Source organism: Paenibacillus cremeus (assembly GCF_007786445.1).
Classification (GTDB): Bacteria; Bacillota; Bacilli; order Paenibacillales; family NBRC-103111; genus Paenibacillus_G; species Paenibacillus_G cremeus.
This window is the reverse complement of the sequence record NZ_VNJI01000056.1, coordinates 1-14,888: the sequence shown is the minus strand read 5'-3', so window position 1 is coordinate 14,888 and position 14,888 is coordinate 1. Positions and strand designations below refer to the sequence as shown.

The 14,888-nt window shown below is 55.2% G+C and carries 13 protein-coding genes, 16 tRNA genes and 1 rRNA gene; 5 read left to right on the top strand and 25 right to left on the bottom strand.

Annotated features, from left to right (window positions below):
- Nucleotides 1-141: 141 nt before the first annotated feature.
- A complete protein-coding gene (locus FPZ49_RS29440; RefSeq protein ID WP_144853952.1) occupies nt 142-1,335 on the bottom strand; it encodes a GNAT family N-acetyltransferase in 1,194 nt (397 codons plus the stop codon).
- 438 nt (nt 1,336-1,773) lie between these two features.
- Here FPZ49_RS29440 and FPZ49_RS29435 point away from each other — a divergent pair, with 438 nt between their 5' ends.
- Nucleotides 1,774-2,979 (top strand): C40 family peptidase, encoded by a 1,206-nt coding sequence (locus tag FPZ49_RS29435; RefSeq protein ID WP_261381678.1) that lies wholly within the window; start codon nt 1,774-1,776, stop codon nt 2,977-2,979.
- Between the two features lie 118 nt (nt 2,980-3,097).
- Nucleotides 3,098-3,190 (top strand): sporulation protein YjcZ, encoded by a 93-nt coding sequence (locus FPZ49_RS29430; RefSeq protein WP_144853951.1) that lies wholly within the window; start codon nt 3,098-3,100, stop codon nt 3,188-3,190.
- 73 nt (nt 3,191-3,263) lie between these two features.
- Here the strand turns inward: FPZ49_RS29430 and FPZ49_RS29425 are convergent, their stop codons facing one another.
- From FPZ49_RS29425 to FPZ49_RS29395, 7 genes are all read right to left on the bottom strand, one after another.
- On the bottom strand, nt 3,264-4,526 hold the full coding sequence (locus FPZ49_RS29425) for a molybdopterin molybdotransferase MoeA (protein ID WP_144853950.1): 1,263 nt from the start codon (nt 4,524-4,526) through the stop codon (nt 3,264-3,266).
- 7 nt (nt 4,527-4,533) lie between these two features.
- Complete coding sequence (gene moaA, locus FPZ49_RS29420; RefSeq protein WP_144853949.1) at nt 4,534-5,541, bottom strand: GTP 3',8-cyclase MoaA; 1,008 nt, start codon at nt 5,539-5,541, stop codon at nt 4,534-4,536.
- A gap of 107 nt (nt 5,542-5,648) precedes the next feature.
- Nucleotides 5,649-6,266, bottom strand: coding sequence for a molybdenum cofactor guanylyltransferase (mobA, locus tag FPZ49_RS29415; protein WP_144853948.1), 618 nt, complete (start codon nt 6,264-6,266; stop codon nt 5,649-5,651).
- Between the two features lie 50 nt (nt 6,267-6,316).
- Nucleotides 6,317-6,994 carry an MOSC domain-containing protein gene (locus FPZ49_RS29410; RefSeq protein ID WP_144853947.1) on the bottom strand — a complete coding sequence of 226 codons (678 nt, stop codon included), beginning with the start codon at nt 6,992-6,994 and terminating at the stop codon, nt 6,317-6,319.
- Nucleotides 6,995-7,018: 24 nt separating this feature from the next.
- Nucleotides 7,019-8,299: a molybdopterin-dependent oxidoreductase gene (locus FPZ49_RS29405; protein ID WP_144853946.1), complete on the bottom strand. Its 1,281-nt coding sequence runs from the start codon at nt 8,297-8,299 to the stop codon at nt 7,019-7,021.
- Nucleotides 8,300-8,428: 129 nt separating this feature from the next.
- A complete protein-coding gene (locus tag FPZ49_RS29400; protein ID WP_144853945.1) occupies nt 8,429-9,235 on the bottom strand; it encodes a pyruvate, water dikinase regulatory protein in 807 nt (268 codons plus the stop codon).
- 19 nt (nt 9,236-9,254) lie between these two features.
- Nucleotides 9,255-9,881: a helix-turn-helix transcriptional regulator gene (locus FPZ49_RS29395; protein ID WP_144853944.1), complete on the bottom strand. Its 627-nt coding sequence runs from the start codon at nt 9,879-9,881 to the stop codon at nt 9,255-9,257.
- Between the two features lie 236 nt (nt 9,882-10,117).
- On the opposite strand from FPZ49_RS29395, the gene glpX reads away from it, so the two are divergent.
- The 3 genes from glpX to FPZ49_RS29380 all read left to right on the top strand — a co-directional run bounded on the left by glpX (nt 10,118) and on the right by FPZ49_RS29380 (nt 13,127).
- A complete protein-coding gene (gene glpX, locus FPZ49_RS29390) occupies nt 10,118-11,086 on the top strand; it encodes a class II fructose-bisphosphatase (RefSeq protein ID WP_144853943.1) in 969 nt (322 codons plus the stop codon).
- Between the two features lie 81 nt (nt 11,087-11,167).
- Nucleotides 11,168-11,986, top strand: coding sequence for a sulfite exporter TauE/SafE family protein (locus FPZ49_RS29385; RefSeq protein WP_144853942.1), 819 nt, complete (start codon nt 11,168-11,170; stop codon nt 11,984-11,986).
- Between the two features lie 91 nt (nt 11,987-12,077).
- A complete protein-coding gene (locus tag FPZ49_RS29380) occupies nt 12,078-13,127 on the top strand; it encodes a polysaccharide deacetylase family protein (RefSeq protein ID WP_144853941.1) in 1,050 nt (349 codons plus the stop codon).
- Nucleotides 13,128-13,300: 173 nt separating this feature from the next.
- On the opposite strand, the gene FPZ49_RS29375 is transcribed toward FPZ49_RS29380, so the two are convergent.
- The 17 genes from FPZ49_RS29375 to rrf form a co-directional block, all read right to left on the bottom strand.
- Nucleotides 13,301-13,380, bottom strand: a tRNA-Leu gene (locus FPZ49_RS29375).
- Between the two features lie 3 nt (nt 13,381-13,383).
- A tRNA-Arg gene (locus FPZ49_RS29370) sits at nt 13,384-13,460 on the bottom strand.
- Between the two features lie 20 nt (nt 13,461-13,480).
- Nucleotides 13,481-13,569, bottom strand: a tRNA-Leu gene (locus FPZ49_RS29365).
- 9 nt (nt 13,570-13,578) lie between these two features.
- Nucleotides 13,579-13,652, bottom strand: a tRNA-Cys gene (locus tag FPZ49_RS29360).
- A 10-nt stretch (nt 13,653-13,662) separates the two neighbouring features.
- Nucleotides 13,663-13,737: transfer RNA gene (locus tag FPZ49_RS29355), tRNA-Gly, on the bottom strand.
- A 5-nt stretch (nt 13,738-13,742) separates the two neighbouring features.
- A tRNA-Gln gene (locus FPZ49_RS29350) sits at nt 13,743-13,814 on the bottom strand.
- 23 nt (nt 13,815-13,837) lie between these two features.
- Nucleotides 13,838-13,913: transfer RNA gene (locus FPZ49_RS29345), tRNA-His, on the bottom strand.
- 21 nt (nt 13,914-13,934) lie between these two features.
- Nucleotides 13,935-14,008: transfer RNA gene (locus FPZ49_RS29340), tRNA-Trp, on the bottom strand.
- Nucleotides 14,009-14,016: 8 nt separating this feature from the next.
- Nucleotides 14,017-14,102 (bottom strand) — tRNA-Tyr (locus tag FPZ49_RS29335).
- An 18-nt stretch (nt 14,103-14,120) separates the two neighbouring features.
- Nucleotides 14,121-14,196: transfer RNA gene (locus tag FPZ49_RS29330), tRNA-Thr, on the bottom strand.
- Between the two features lie 14 nt (nt 14,197-14,210).
- Nucleotides 14,211-14,286 (bottom strand) — tRNA-Phe (locus FPZ49_RS29325).
- 42 nt (nt 14,287-14,328) lie between these two features.
- Nucleotides 14,329-14,405, bottom strand: a tRNA-Asp gene (locus FPZ49_RS29320).
- Nucleotides 14,406-14,417: 12 nt separating this feature from the next.
- Nucleotides 14,418-14,494 (bottom strand) — tRNA-Met (locus tag FPZ49_RS29315).
- Nucleotides 14,495-14,512: 18 nt separating this feature from the next.
- Nucleotides 14,513-14,588 (bottom strand) — tRNA-Val (locus FPZ49_RS29310).
- Between the two features lie 8 nt (nt 14,589-14,596).
- A tRNA-Glu gene (locus FPZ49_RS29305) sits at nt 14,597-14,671 on the bottom strand.
- Nucleotides 14,672-14,678: 7 nt separating this feature from the next.
- Nucleotides 14,679-14,754 (bottom strand) — tRNA-Asn (locus tag FPZ49_RS29300).
- Nucleotides 14,755-14,765: 11 nt separating this feature from the next.
- Nucleotides 14,766-14,882 (bottom strand): 5S ribosomal RNA (rrf, locus tag FPZ49_RS29295).
- Between the last annotated feature and the right edge of the window lie 6 nt (nt 14,883-14,888).

Below are 14,888 nucleotides of genomic sequence, written 5' to 3'. Positions count from 1 at the left end.
TTTCTCCCCTGATAGAACCAAATTATTCCTTATAAATTATAAGGCCGATACCTTTGTAGCTTGCTAATCGAATTCCTCCTCAAATCAAAAAAGCCCCCGGCAGTCTCACCGACTACACAGAGGCCACCACCCGTCCTGCTCTTAAAAATAATCCGGCAAATACGTCTGCCGCACCGGAATCAACCGCTCCAGCGTCTCCAAAGCCTCATCCGGCCCCTCGAGCCGGCCGATCTCATGCAAAAACGCCGGCCGCTGATAGCTCATCAGCATTGCCATAAGTGTCTGAACATCACAGCTCACGCGCGGCACTCCCACGGCCGCCACCTTCTCATCTGAAGCAGCAGCCTCCACCCGCGCCGTACCGGATTCATCAACAACCAGCTGGAACAAGCCATCGTTCCACTCCGCCTGCGCATCCTTCACGTCCAGCAGCAGCGTACTTTCCTCGCCCGAAGCGAACGGATACTTCTCCAAAAACGCGGCCACATCCACGATTCGCGCCATAAAATACGGTACCAGCTCCTGCTTAATCCGCGGATTATCCAGCAGGAACGGCAGCCTATCGTCCGCCGGCACGCTCATTTTAACCATGTTGATCATCGAATCGTGATCCGCGAGAAAGCGCCAGATCGCGAGCCGCGCACCATGGTTTAGCGCCACCAGCTCATGGACCGTGAGCACCCGCTCCTTTACCACATAGTGCACATACCCGCTAGGCTGCCCAGCCGCATCATAATAAACCGAGAAGCTTCCAGCCTTGCGAGCAAAGATGCGGTCCTTCCACCAGCGCTCAGACCGCACCAAGCTGCCGTTGTACCGCGCCGCATATGCACTGTAAATCCGATGCAGCAGCTCGATGTCCTGTCCGACCCGCACCATCCGGCCCGGCTGTGGCTCCAGCTTCGGCAGCAGCGCCACTGGAATCTCATACGTTTTGTACTCCGTATACGTCTCCCATCCGAATCGCCGATAGAACCCGAACTGAAACGGGTGCAGGAACGAAACTGTCTGCCCGTTCTCCCGCATTACGCGAAGCGCGTTGTCCAGCAGCCTGGACACCAGACGTCCGCGGCGGTATTCCGGCCACGTCGCTACACTGGCTAACCCGCCCATGGCAAACGCTTTGCCCTGGATCCAAGCTTGCAGCTCCAGAATACGCATCCCGGCAGCGAGCCGGCCATCCACATACGCACCCCAGGCTTCATTCGAGCTCACAGACGCTATGCGCTGCTCCCGATCCTCAGCGGACATGTCCAATTGAAAGGCAAACGACCACAAATCCAATAGCTCCGAGACCTGCTCTTTTGGAACAAGGCGAATATCCGATGACTGCATAGTGTACATATCTCCTTTTTGGAAAAAAATGCACGATAATGGTGCTATTGTACCCCATTTCCCTACCAAACACCATGTCGTTAAATCACAGTGTCTTTCCATAATAATCCTATATTTCCATTTGTCGATCCAGCACACTCTCCATCTACCATCGTAATCCACCTTTCGTCGGTGACTTTAGGCCTATTTTCTCGCCCACCCACACGTTGCAGATGCAAGCGCCAGTACCTAAAAATCAAACCTGCACAAACATTGATTCCAAAGCAACTGAAATCTTTATCTCCCAGTGTATACGCGACCACAGACTAGTTCTTATGGCAGGGGATAGAGTCATTTTCCAATCGGGAATTGCTATGTTTTTCCACTAATCGTCCCCCTGAGCCCTATGCTATCATCAAACTATCAACCAATTGAATCCAATCCGGGAGGTCAACTAGAATGATGAAAAAGAAGTTTCTGGCTCTTTTGATCAGTGCAGCCGTGTCATTATCCGCCATCCCTTATCAGGCACTTGCCTACTCCACTACTGTTCAAAAAGTAACGGTAGTGAATACGGTAAATTTCCGCGATCAGCCTTCTACGAGCGGGGCGCGTATCCGCTATTTGCAGCCGGGGGAAGTACTGGACATCGTCAGCACGCCGAATGACAGCTGGCTTCAAGTCAAAGACAGCTCCGGAAAAGTCGGTTACGTTTCGTCTTCTGCAAGCTATGTCAAGTTCACGGATGTAAAAGTGCCTGCACAGCCGAATGGCAAAATCGTCAGCTCCGTTTCCTTCCGTACAGGCCCGTCCACCGATGACAGCCGCATCCGCTATCTGCAAGCCGGCGAGCTCGTGCTCGTCATGGAGCAAGTGAACGCCTACTGGTACAAGGTACAGGATAAAAACGACGTGGTCGGCTACGTCAGCACCAGCGATCAATATATCGATACGGACTTCGGACAAGCCGCCGAGCCGGAAGAGCCGCTTTTCCAGTCGCCGCCAAACGCAACCATCGTTAGCTCGGTGTCCTTCCGTACAGGCCCATCCACCGATGCTGACCGCATGCGCTATTTGCAAAAAGGCGAGAAGGTCCTCGTACTGAACAAAACGAGCGCCAATTGGTACAACGTGCAGGATCAAAACGGCGTGATTGGATACGTCAGCACCAGCTCCCAATACATAACGACTACCTTTGTTGAACCGTACAAGCTGCTCGATCCGGCCGTAGCCGCACAAAAAGTAATCGACGCCGGCATGAAATACTTAGGCGTGCCGTACGAGTTCGGCTCCAGCCGCAGCGACACCAGCACGTTCGATTGCTCCGATTTCGTCCGTCAAGCCTACATCGATGGCATCGGGCAAGTGCTTCCGGGCGATTCCCGCAGCCAAGGCGCTTATGTCACCTCCGTGGGTAAAACAACCACCGACTGGCACCAGCTCAAGAAAGGCGATCTGCTCTTCTTCATGAGCTCCAAAGGCTACGGCGCCTCTAACTACGTAGGCATCGACAAATCGAAGGAAACGATCACGCACGTAGGCCTCTATCTTGGGGATGGCAAAATGCTGCACACCTACTCCACCGCATCCGGCGGCGTGCACGTCGAAAATATCGCTGGCTCGCAGTGGGAGCTTCGCTTCCTCTACGGAGGCTCGACCTACTAAGATCGGCCGTCTACACCTAGAAGACACCTGTGTTTTTGCCATAAATCGGGCTATCGTCCAGTCCGCATCCGTCATTCGCTCATATGATTAATCATGTCTTCTGAAAGGGGGATGTCACATGAGCGCAGTTGGCGGATTCTTTACTAGCACAGGAACAATTTTGGTGCTCTTCATTCTGCTGGTAATCGTTCTTCGCGGCATGTATATCTAAGCGCAACACAAAGAGACCCCTGGTAGGCACTGGTTCAGTGTCCCGCCGGGGGTTTCCCCTTTTTCATTCGTCCTCAATGCTGCTGCAAGCTGATCGTCCGCACAAGCTCACCTTGCTCGGCCCCGCGTCCTCCAGCAGGAACACAGATCAAGCAATCTGCATCCTTGATCGAGATCATGATGCTGGATTTGTCGCGTCCGGCAGGCCGTACCTTCACCTGCCCCGCCTCTACGCGGCTGGTCCCGCGAACATAGCGCGGATAAGCGGAGCCCTTGCGATACTCCGCATCCAAGAAGGCCGTTCCCGTCTGCGGCAGCGGATCGACAGCGCCTAGCGCCTTGCGCAGGTAAGGCCGGACAAGCAGCTCGAAGCCTACATAGGAGGCGCCAGGATTGCCGGAGAGGGCAAAGATCGGCTTCCCCCGCCACTGACCAAAGGAGGTCGGGCTGCCCGGACGCATCGCAATTTTGTTAAAATGCAGCTCCCCGTCCCACCGCTCGAACAGCTCCACCAGCACGTCTTTGTCCCCTACGGAAACACCGCCGGTCGTTATCACGATATCCGCCCAGGACAAGGCGGCCAGAAGCTCCGCCTGCACCTGCTCCACCTCATCGGGCAAAATCGGCATGATGCTCGGCTCGCCTCCCGATTCCCTCACCTGGCAGGCCAGCATATAGCTGTTGCTGTTGCGTATGCGTCCGGGCGCAAGCGTCTCTTCGACCGGCAGCAGCTCCGCCCCAGTGGAGAAAATCGCCACCCGTGGACGCACAAAAACCGGCACCATGCTATAGCCGAACGTCGCGAGCACCGCTGCCTCGCCTGGTCCTATTACAGTCCCAGCAGCCAGAAGCTTCTCGCCCTCTCCGCACTCCTGCCCGACAGCTGTAATATTCTCGCCCGGCGCCATCGCCTTCCGGATCTCGACAACAAGCCCCGCTTCCTTACCCGCGAGCTCCTGCCGATCCGTCATCTCCACCATGACGACCGCATCAGCCCCTTCCGGGACGACCGCGCCCGTCATAATTCGGGAGGCTTGTCCCGGAGCTAGCCGCTGGGTGGGCACGGTGCCGCACGGAATCGTCTCCAGCACCTCAAGGCTCACCGCAGCGCCGCCTGTGGCCGACGCCGTATCCTCCGCACGGACCGCGTAGCCGTCTACGCCCGCGCGCCGAAAATGCGGCACCGAATGATCGGCGCTAACCTCCACTGCCAGCCGCCTCCCCATCGCTTCCTCCAGCCGCACCTGCTCGGCGGGCTGTACGCGTACGGTCCGCAGCACACGCTCCTGCGCCTCTTCTAGCTGAATTAGGTCTCTCCCAAACCTTAAGCTGCCCAAAAGGATGCTAACCCCCAATCTGCGACATCCGGCGTTCGGTCGGCGTGTGGCTCTGACTTTCGCTCAGCAGCGCCTTGGCCATTTCGTGGCTCTCCGGCTTCACGTCCAGCGCGCGGAAGAACAGGTCGGCCAGCGCCTCATCGTCTCCAATCACTTTTCGAACGTTGAACTCATCCGACCAGTACAGGCACGGCTTAATGTTGCCATCCGCCGTCAGGCGAAGCCGGTTGCACGTTTCACAAAAGTGATCGCTGACGGGATGAATGAGTCCGAACGTCCCCAAGGCCCCAGCGATGCGAAAATTTTGCGAAGGCCCGTTCCCCCGCAGCCCCTGCTCATAGGCTTCAACCACCCAGCCCTGCTTCTCACATCGTTCCAGCACCGTGGACAGCGGAATATATTTCGACTTCCAACCCTGGTCATCATGACCGATCGGCATATATTCAATAAATCGAACATTAAGCTTACGTTCAATGGTCAGACGCAGGAAATCCTCGATCTCATCCTCGTTGATCCCTTTCATCAGCACTACGTTCAGCTTGATCGGATCGAGCCCGACGCGCACCGCTTCTTCGATCGAAGCCAGCACCCGCGTAATGTCGCCGCCCCGCGTTATTAGCGCAAAGCGATCGGCACGCAGCGAATCCAGGCTAATGTTAATCCGTGTCAGCCCCGCTTCTCGCAGCCGTTCCGCCCTCGAGGCAAAATAAATCGCGTTCGTCGTCAGCGCGATATCCTCAATACCAGGAATGGCGCTCAGCATGGCAATCAGCTGCTCCAGGTTTTTGCGCACCAGCGGCTCCCCGCCGGTAATGCGAAGCTTGCGAACCCCGTAGCCCGCCAGCACACGGACGACCTCGGTAATCTCGTGAAAGCTCAGCAGCCGCTCTTCTGGTTCAAATTCCATGCCCTCTTCCGGCATACAATAAACGCACCGCAGATTGCATCGATCCGTCACGGAAATCCGCAAATAATCATGGATGCGTCCGAATCGGTCCGTTAGTACTTGTGCCATGCTGTTTCCCCTCCATTCCGCCTAATCATTCCATTATGTCATAAAAACTAACAAAGAATATATACCGCACTTTTTATGTAAATATTCCTCACATTAAATTCATCCGATCACGAACGATGCCCGAGCAGCGCTTCATAATCATCCGGATCATTAATATTTTGGCAAAAGCTCACTGCTCCCCGGAGGCCCTCCCGCTCCAGCCAAGTCTCATCGACCTCCAGCCAGCGGATCCGGTCAAACAAGCGCATCACCCGATAGTCCCCCGCCACAAGCATCGCCTCAACTAAAGGCAGACAGCGGCGGTGATAAACGCCGTGCAGCGGGTGCAAGCGACCGCCCAGCCGCGCGATCACCGCGTCAGCCTCCTCCGCCGTCAGGAGACGGGCAAGTGCGGCCGCCACCGGTGCGCTAATATGCGGCATATCGCAGCCAACAACCCACAGCACGTCGCTCTCCACTACGCTCATCGCGGTTTGCAAGCCAGCCAGCGGACCTTTGCCCGGCTGCAGATCGCGTACAACCCGCACTTCGCCGGGAACATCCCGAAGCGCATCTCCATAAGCCTCCGGCTCGTTTGTCACCAAGATCCGCTCCTCGCAGAGCATCGCCAGCTCTTCCAGCTGCCGCCCCAGGAAGGTACGCCCATCCAGCGTCAGCAGCGCCTTGCGCCGGCCTCCCATTCGGCGGTTCATGCCGCCGGCCAGAATTACGCCTGCTAATCTCATGGCTTCCTTCCCTCCGTTCGCGCCACAGCTCCCTCTAGCTTACATCCGGCTTACTTCTCTTCCAGCCGCCGTTCGAACGACTCCCGCCAGCTGGCCGACAGTGCCTTCACCTGCAGCAGCTTGCGAACACCTTCAACATCCTGCTTATCATGATATTTCAGCCGATTCGCTTCCGCCACGGTCACGCCGAGCGCATCGCGTTCCATAAGCCGGAACGGCTGTCCTGCCTCCACGCGCCCTTCCTGCAATACACGAAAGTAGTATCCTGTATATCCGGTCGCCTGCACCTGAGCGGGGAGATCAGTCACTCCATGCTTGACCGCAAGCTTGAAGCACGGCTGTCGCGGCTGGCTGACTTGCACCACCGCCTCACCGATCCCAAACACGTCGCCAATACACAGCTCCGATTCCGTCATGCCGCTGACCGTGAAGTTTTCGCCGAAGGCGCCAGAGCCGGACAGCTTCCCATCCAGACGCTCCTCCCAATAAGGGTAGTGCTCCGAGCAGTAGACGCAGACCGCTTTGTCCTCTCCCCCATGGTACACCAAATCCGCCTGTCCATCGCCTTCCAGATTCACCCGGCTAAGAAACACGCTTCCACTCACCGGCTCCTTATAAATGCCGGTCTCCAATGACTTGCCGTTATACTCCACCGTGACCGGTTTGCTGACGTTAAGTGACTCCAGCCTCACGAGACAGGCCCTCCCTATTCGATCCTTTCCCTCCATATTAACGGCAAAGGAGCCGTGTGTCTACGTACGACGGCTCCCTGGTACCCATGCATCGTTATCGTAGCCTCGCAGCTCCCAATAACCGATATGTTCTTTATCGATTAGCTCAATCGCCTGCAGCCATTTAACCGACTTGTAGGCATACATCTGCGGAACGACCAGCCGCACCGGTCCTCCGAGATCCTGTGGAATCGGCTTCCCATCGATCATGACGGCCACCATCACATCGTCCATCTTCGCCTGCTCCAGGGACAAGCAATCCGTATACACTTTATCCCCGGAATAAAATTTAACGAATTTCGCCTGCGGCTTCACCTGCGCCAGCTTAAGCAGCTCCGATAGCGGGATGCCCTCCCACGTGTTCTTATAGACCGACCAGCCCGTAACACAGTGAAAATCGCTGACCTGCACCTTCCGCTTGAGGTCCAAGAACTGCTTCCAGTCCCACACCTGCTCCTTCTCCACCAGCCCGGAGATCGCGAACTTCCAATTATCGCTGGAGAACGACGGAATGTCCGTCACCGTATAAATCCGGAACTGCCCTTTGCCCCCTCCTCCAACCGGCGGATTCGACTCCGGAAGCGCGACAGGCGGCGGATCCATATGATTTCCATCCTCGCCCCGGATCAGCGACAGATCCGTCCCTCCCGTATCCGAAACCCCTTTCATCCAGCGGTAAAAAGAAGGCCCCACACATAGCAGCAGCAGCGCCCCTACCGTCATACGAAGGAACGCCGAACGGGAGACCTTCGCCTTTTGCAGCATGTCGATCACCCTGCCTGCCGCGGTCCGCTCCTCTACCACCTCAGCGCCTGCGGCGGAAGCCTTCTTCGCTCGAGCGGCTTTCATCCACCGGCTGCGTGAAATCGAATGATACACGGCGTAAGGCGCGCCCACCCAGGTAAACAGATCATGCAGAATCAGCGCCACATTCGTCCACCCTGGAGGCAAGCTGCGCAGCTGCCAAAGCATAATCCCGGTGACGATCCAGCCTACGAGCAGAAACAGCACCAGTCCCAAATTCAACCTTTGTGAGGTTTTGGCGCGAAGCTGCTTCCAATGCTTGGAGAGCAAGGGCAGGTACAGCACGAGCACGATAATCGAAATAACACCAAGCCAAATATGCGCTTGCTTCAGCCAAGCCCGGCCTTCCCCGAGCTCCCGCACGCTAGGTACGAATAGCAGAATCCCCGTCACCGTCAAAAACAGCAGCAGCCAAGCATTCCAGCTGTGCAGCTTTTTTAGCTTTTTCCCGTACGCCACGCCGGACAGCCATTCAATCCACGGCTTCCTCTCCTTCATCCCAAACGCCTCCCCAGGCCGTAAATCTTCCTACTTCTATTAACGTATGGCAGCAGTGTCTCGGTTCGCCCATCACCCAGTAATTTTTTTGCCCCGCGATGATAAAAAAAGCTCGAACCGCATATCGGCTCAAGCTAAATACCCCATAATGATGCCCGCTGTTTCCTCAATCGCTTTATCCGTCACATTGATCATTAAACAACCCAGCTGCTTCATCAAGGCATGTGCATAATCGAGCTCCTCGGCAATCCGCTCCATCGTCGCATATTTAGCGCCGAACGGCAGGCCGACGGCCTTCAGGCGCTCCGTCCGGATCTTAAACAGCTGCTCGGCGTCCATCGTTAGACCGACAATTCGGCTGCCCGGCACCAAAAATAGCTCCTTCGGCGGCTTCACTTCCGGCACAAGCGGAAGGTTGGATACTTTGATCCCCTTATGCGCCAAAAAAATGCTAAGCGGCGTCTTCGATGTACGCGATACGCCAACGAGCACCAGATTCGCCTTCAGCAGCGCGCTCGTGTCCCGGCCGTCATCGCATTTGACCGCGAATTCGATCGCTTCCACCCGGCGGAAGTAATCCTCATCCAGCTGATGCAGCAAGCCCGGCTTCCGCTTCGGTGCGTCGTTAAACGTCTCGATAAACGCCTCCATCATCGGTCCCATAATATCGACGGCGCGAACGCCGAGACGAAGAGACTCTTCCTTCATCATCTCGCGAAGCTCCGGCTGCACCAGTGTATAGGCGATAAAGCCGCCGCGCTTGGCCGACTCCTCCACAATCGCGCGAACCTCATCCTCGCTCTTGATATGCCCGATCCGTTTGGTCGTCACATGGTGACCGTCGAATTGACGAATCGTCGCCCGAACAACCGCCTCGGCCGTTTCCCCAACGGAATCCGAGCATATCGTAATTTCGTAAGCTTGATCATCCTTCATCCGTTTGTTCTCCTCTCGATTACCGCCGAACAGCCAAATCCAGCAGCACCTTCGTCATAATCGTCTTCGTTACGCGCCCCACCACGTCATAACGCTTTCGGCCCTGTATCGGCTCACACTTGGATTCGACAACGACGGGCAGACTGTCGATCTGGTGATGAATCATCTTGCTTGCGGCCTCGAATACCGAATCCTCAGGCGTAACGTGTATCACATTAGGCTCCCGTGTCATCACCATACTCACCGGCATAGCTGCAACATTCGCATTGCCGAGCGTAAATTTAAGCAGATCCTTGCGCGAAATAATGCCGGACAAGCAGCCATCGTCATCCACTGCGATCAAGCTGCCGACATTTTCAAGAAAAAGCGCCACCACCGCATCGTGCACAGAAGAATGCTCGCGAACGACGACCGGCATGGACTGGACATCTTTGATCTTCATGCTTTGCAGCTGCCCGGCGGCGATCGCCCCTGGCGTTACTGCGGAACCCGGCGTGTAGCCCACCTTCGGCTTGGCATCTACTAAACCCAGCATAACTAGCAAAGCTAGATCCGAGCGAAGCGTCGGCCGGCTAAGCCCTAGCAGCTCGGCTATTTGTTCCCCGGTAATGGGGGCGTTGGCTTTAACAAGCTCTACAATCTGCAATTGGCGTGCAGTCAGTTCGATGGCAGTTCCCCCCTATTTGCGCGTCCTGTCACATCAGTTTCTTTTATTGTATCAAAAATAGACCCAATCTCATAGAAGTGAAAACGCACACTTCTCCGATCATGCTTTAAATGCACATTATATCTATTTACAAAACATTTATTGTACATTATATTTTAATTATTATAACATATTTAACGTTTAATACACCTTTTTGGTTAGGGAGATGGGGATGTATGGAGAGAGAGCTTGCACTGGAGTTTGTTCGCGTGACCGAGCTGGCTGCTTTGTCTGCCGCCCGTTGGATGGGCCGCGGCGATAAGCATGAGGCCGACGGAGCAGCTACTTCGGCGATGCGCGCTATGTTTGATACGGTGGCGATTCGTGGTACGGTGGTGATCGGGGAAGGCGAGATGGACGAAGCGCCGATGCTGTATATCGGTGAGCAGGTGGGCAATGGCCAAGGACCGGAGGTCGATGTTGCCGTCGATCCGCTGGAGGGAACCGAGCTGGTCGCCAAAGGACTGAACAACGCATTGGCGGTACTCGCAATTGCCAACAAGGGGAACCTGCTCCATGCACCGGATATGTATATGGAGAAGCTCGCCGTAGGCCCGCTGCTGGCCGGCAAATTAAGCCTCGCCGATCCGCTTGAAACTACGCTTAACCGCGCGGCCGAAATCTTGGGCAAGCCGCTCAGCAACCTCACCATTATGATTCTCGACCGCGAGCGTCATCGGGAGCAGATCCAGACGCTGCGCCGCGTGGGCGTGCGGATCAAACTCCTGAGCGACGGCGATGTCGCTGGTGCGATGGCTCCAGCGATGGCCGAGTCCGGCATCGACATGTACGTCGGCTCCGGCGGCGCTCCTGAAGGCGTGCTGGCTGCGGCGGCGTTGTGCTGCTTGGGCGGCGAGCTGCAAGGCCGACTGCTTCCTGCCGACGAGGAAGAGTACAACCGCTGCATTCAAATGGGGCTGGACGATCCTCGCAAAATTTTAACCATGGAGGACATGGTCGGCACCGATGATGTGATCTTCGCCGCTACCGGTATTACACCAGGCGAATTTTTAAACGGAGTCCGGTACTTGCCCGATCTTCGAGCGGAGACCCATTCCATCGTCATGCGTGCGAAGACCAAGACCATCCGCTTTATTCAGTCCATTCATTATTTACCTAATAAAGCACATATCAACGAAATTTAACACGCTCCCCAAATTGCTATTTCCTTTCACTGTGTTAATATTTAACTTGTTATATATCGACACGGAAGAAGGTTAAATGGCATGAGCATCTTTTTTTATACCGCAGTCGGGTTGATCTCGGCCACTTTCGGCAGCTTGGTCGGACTCGGCGGCGGTATTATTATTGTTCCTGCATTAGTTTATTTAGGGCCATTATTGCTGGGCCAACCAATCTCGGTTGCGAATGCCGTGGGCACCTCGCTGGCGGTCCTCATTTTTACAGCGCTATCCTCCACGCTTACCTTCGTCAAACAAAAGCGCGTCGATTTCAAAAGCGGCTGGATCTACTTCATCACCTGCGGCCCAGGCTCGATGCTCGGAGCTTACACGACCCAATTCATTAACGCCAAATCGTTTCAGCTCAGCTTCGGCATCTTTATGCTGTTCATGGCCATTCTGCTTATAATTAGAGACCGACTAAAGCCGCTGAACGTCAAATGGCGCATCGAACGCACCTACACGGACAGCCAAGGCAAAATCTTTCAATATGGCTACAGCCTTCTCCCTGCATTAGCGATTGGTCTGGCTGTCGGCTTTATCTCCGGCTTGTTCGGCATCGGCGGCGGCTCGCTATTCGTCCCGGCCATGGTTCTCCTCTTCCGCTATCCGCCGCATGTGGCGACAGCGACATCGATGTTCGTCATTTTGCTCTCCTCGATTATGGGCAGCTTTACGCATCTGGGCCTTGGCGAAGTCGATTTGTGGATGGTCCTCGGCCTTGCGCCTAGTGCGGTGGTTGGCGGGTGGCTGGGAGCGCTCATTGCAAGCCGTCTTAGCAGCTCTGCGCTGCTCTGGGTCCTGCGAATCACCTTCGTCGTCGTGGCCATCAAAATGATCTGGGAAGGCCTCACCATCAGCTAAGCTACAGTGCCGCGGTCGCTCAAGGATAAATTCTCCCCTTTTATCAAACACTAAAGTACCAATCAGACTGGTATGAAGGGGGAGTATACGGATGAAAAAACATGCGATCGCGGTACTTAGTTATGGAATGGCACTTAGTCTCTTGCTGTGCTCCTGCTCCTCCTCGACACCCAAAGCGGCTCCACCCAGCATGCCCGACATGTCCTTTATGGAACAGTCCAACAGCGCTGCCGAAGCCCAGCCTCAATCCAATCCCAGAACCATTGCGCCGACAGAACAGCGGCCTTTAGCCAATACTACACCCATTGTACAAAGCACTCCTGTACCAGAAGCGCCCGCGGCAACCCCAGCTCCAGCGCCGCAAGCCGCTCCTGTAGTTCCTCAGCCTGCAGCCGAGCAGCCTGCCATGCCTAAGGTCAAGCCAAAAACCAACGTCCCGCCAGCCTCACATCCGGCCAAAGTGACTACCAGCCAAAGCCAACGCTTGACGCTCTCCCAGCTGGTGAAGAAATACCCGGACCTACTCCGGCTAAAGGGCTCCTCCAATTCCAAATCGGTCGCCCTTACCTTTGACGATGCGCCGGACGAAACTTATACACCGCAGGTCCTAGACATTCTGAAAAAGCATCACGTCCGTGCCACCTTTTTCTTACTCGGCGTCCAAGCCGTCAAACACCCCGCTATCGTCAAGCGAATCGCCAATGAAGGGCACGTGATCGGCAATCATTCGTATAACCATAAGCTGTTTACAAAGCTGTCGGACGACGTCTTCCGCCTCCAAATACAGAACACGCAAAAAGAGCTGCACAAGCTCATCGGCTATTCCCCGAGGCTGCTCCGCCCTCCCTACGGCGAAATTAGCGAGAGCCAGCTGATTTGGGCATCCGATCAAGGCTTCACGATCGTGAATTGGAACGTCGACTCGCTCGATTGGAAGCAGCTCGGAGCGTCCCAAGTATCCGCCAACATCCTGAATCATACGCACGGCGGCTCGATCATTCTGCAGCACTCCGGCGGCGGCCCTGGCCAGAACCTATCCGGCACCGTCAAAGCACTCCCCAACGTCATTCAGACGCTTAAGGACCGCGGCTACAACCTCGTCACCTTACCCGACCTGCTTCAGGTCCCGAAGGATAAATAAGCATTTTACGTAAAAAAGGGAGACCCATCACTGCTTGCTCTCGCAGCTCTGGTCTCCCCACTCTTTATATGAAAAGCTCCTGATCGGGAGCCGCCCTTATTCGATGAAGCAATCCTTATCTCAATAAAAAAGAGCGTCATGAAGTTTTCACTTCATAACGCTCTTTTGTGTGATGCCGGTGAAGGGACTCGAACCCCCACGGTTTCCCTCACGATTTTGAGTCGCGCGCGTCTGCCAATTCCGCCACACCGGCAAGTGGCGTGCCCTAAGAGATTCGAACTCCTGACCTTTTGATTCGTAGTCAAACGCTCTATCCGGCTGAGCTAAGGGCACGCAATATAATATTGTTGGAGTGGTGCCGAAGACCAGACTTGAACTGGTACGGTAGTCACCTACCGCAGGATTTTAAGTCCTGTGCGTCTGCCGATTCCGCCACTCCGGCGAAAAGCTTTGGAGGCGCCACCCAGATTCGAACTGGGGGTAAAGCTTTTGCAGAGCTCTGCCTTACCTCTTGGCTATGGCGCCATAAATAAAATGGAGCGGAAGACGGGAATCGAACCCGCGACCCTCGCCTTGGCAAGGCGATGCTCTACCGCTGAGCCACTTCCGCATAAACTGGGGATCTAGGATTCGAACCTAGGCATGACGGAGTCAAAGTCCGTTGCCTTACCGCTTGGCTAATCCCCAATGTATTTGTTTTTTGTAAAGAATGGGGCGATCGATGGGACTTGAACCCACGAATGCTGGAGCCACAGACCAGTGCGTTAACCCCTTCGCCACGACCGCCACAGTGTAAATATATTTAATTGGCAGGGGCAGCAGGAATCGAACCCACACCAAAGGTTTTGGAGACCTTTGTTCTACCTTTAAACTATGCCCCTATAAAAACTGGTGGAGGCTGATGGATTCGAACCACCGAACTCGTACGAGAACAGATTTACAGTCTGCTGCGTTTGGCCACTTCGCTAAGCCTCCGTATGAAGTTGTAAAACATGGTGCCGCCGAGAGGACTTGAACCCCCAACCTACTGATTACAAGTCAGTTGCTCTACCAATTGAGCTACAGCGGCATAGTTAAGTTACATGGTGGCTCGGGACGGAATCGAACCGCCGACACGAGGATTTTCAGTCCTCTGCTCTACCGACTGAGCTACCGAGCCATATTATATTACATTACTAGATTCATTGCAACTTGAAAATCATGGCGGAGCCGACGGGATTCGAACCCGCGGTCTCCTGCGTGACAGGCAGGCATGTTAGGCCTCTACACCACGGCTCCACACAAGAAATTTGGTTGCGGGGGCAGGATTTGAACCTGCGGCCTTCGGGTTATGAGCCCGACGAGCTACCGGGCTGCTCCACCCCGCGTCAGTAAAAAATATTATATGGTGGAGGCTGACGGGATCGAACCGCCGACCCTCTGCTTGTAAGGCAGATGCTCTCCCAGCTGAGCTAAGCCTCCATGGGATTTGGTGACCCGTAGGGGATTCGAACCCCTGTTACCTCCGTGAAAGGGAGGTGTCTTAACCCCTTGACCAACGGGCCTTGATAGTGGCTCCCCGAACAGGACTCGAACCTGTGACAACTCGATTAACAGTCGAGTGCTCTACCAACTGAGCTATCAGGGAATATATTATCCGCTTGGCGACGTTCTACTCTCCCAGGACCCTGCGGTCCAAGTACCATCGACGCTGGAAGGCTTAACGGTCGTGTTCGGGATGGGTACGCGTGGTTCCCTTCCGCCATCATCACCAAACGGATT

What these genes read in the sequence shown, in the direction of transcription:
- FPZ49_RS29440 (WP_144853952.1), bottom strand. Translation starts at nt 1,335, where the DNA reads ATGCAGTCATCGGATATTCGCCTTGTTCCAAAAGAGCAGGTCTCGGAG.
- FPZ49_RS29435 (WP_261381678.1), top strand. Translation starts at nt 1,774, where the DNA reads ATGATGAAAAAGAAGTTTCTGGCTCTTTTGATCAGTGCAGCCGTGTCA.
- FPZ49_RS29430 (WP_144853951.1), top strand. Translation starts at nt 3,098, where the DNA reads ATGAGCGCAGTTGGCGGATTCTTTACTAGCACAGGAACAATTTTGGTG.
- moaA (WP_144853949.1), bottom strand. Translation starts at nt 5,541, where the DNA reads ATGGCACAAGTACTAACGGACCGATTCGGACGCATCCATGATTATTTG.
- mobA (WP_144853948.1), bottom strand. Translation starts at nt 6,266, where the DNA reads ATGAGATTAGCAGGCGTAATTCTGGCCGGCGGCATGAACCGCCGAATG.
- FPZ49_RS29410 (WP_144853947.1), bottom strand. Translation starts at nt 6,994, where the DNA reads ATGGAGGGAAAGGATCGAATAGGGAGGGCCTGTCTCGTGAGGCTGGAG.
- FPZ49_RS29405 (WP_144853946.1), bottom strand. Translation starts at nt 8,299, where the DNA reads ATGAAGGAGAGGAAGCCGTGGATTGAATGGCTGTCCGGCGTGGCGTAC.
- FPZ49_RS29400 (WP_144853945.1), bottom strand. Translation starts at nt 9,235, where the DNA reads ATGAAGGATGATCAAGCTTACGAAATTACGATATGCTCGGATTCCGTT.
- glpX (WP_144853943.1), top strand. Translation starts at nt 10,118, where the DNA reads ATGGAGAGAGAGCTTGCACTGGAGTTTGTTCGCGTGACCGAGCTGGCT.
- FPZ49_RS29385 (WP_144853942.1), top strand. Translation starts at nt 11,168, where the DNA reads ATGAGCATCTTTTTTTATACCGCAGTCGGGTTGATCTCGGCCACTTTC.
- FPZ49_RS29380 (WP_144853941.1), top strand. Translation starts at nt 12,078, where the DNA reads ATGAAAAAACATGCGATCGCGGTACTTAGTTATGGAATGGCACTTAGT.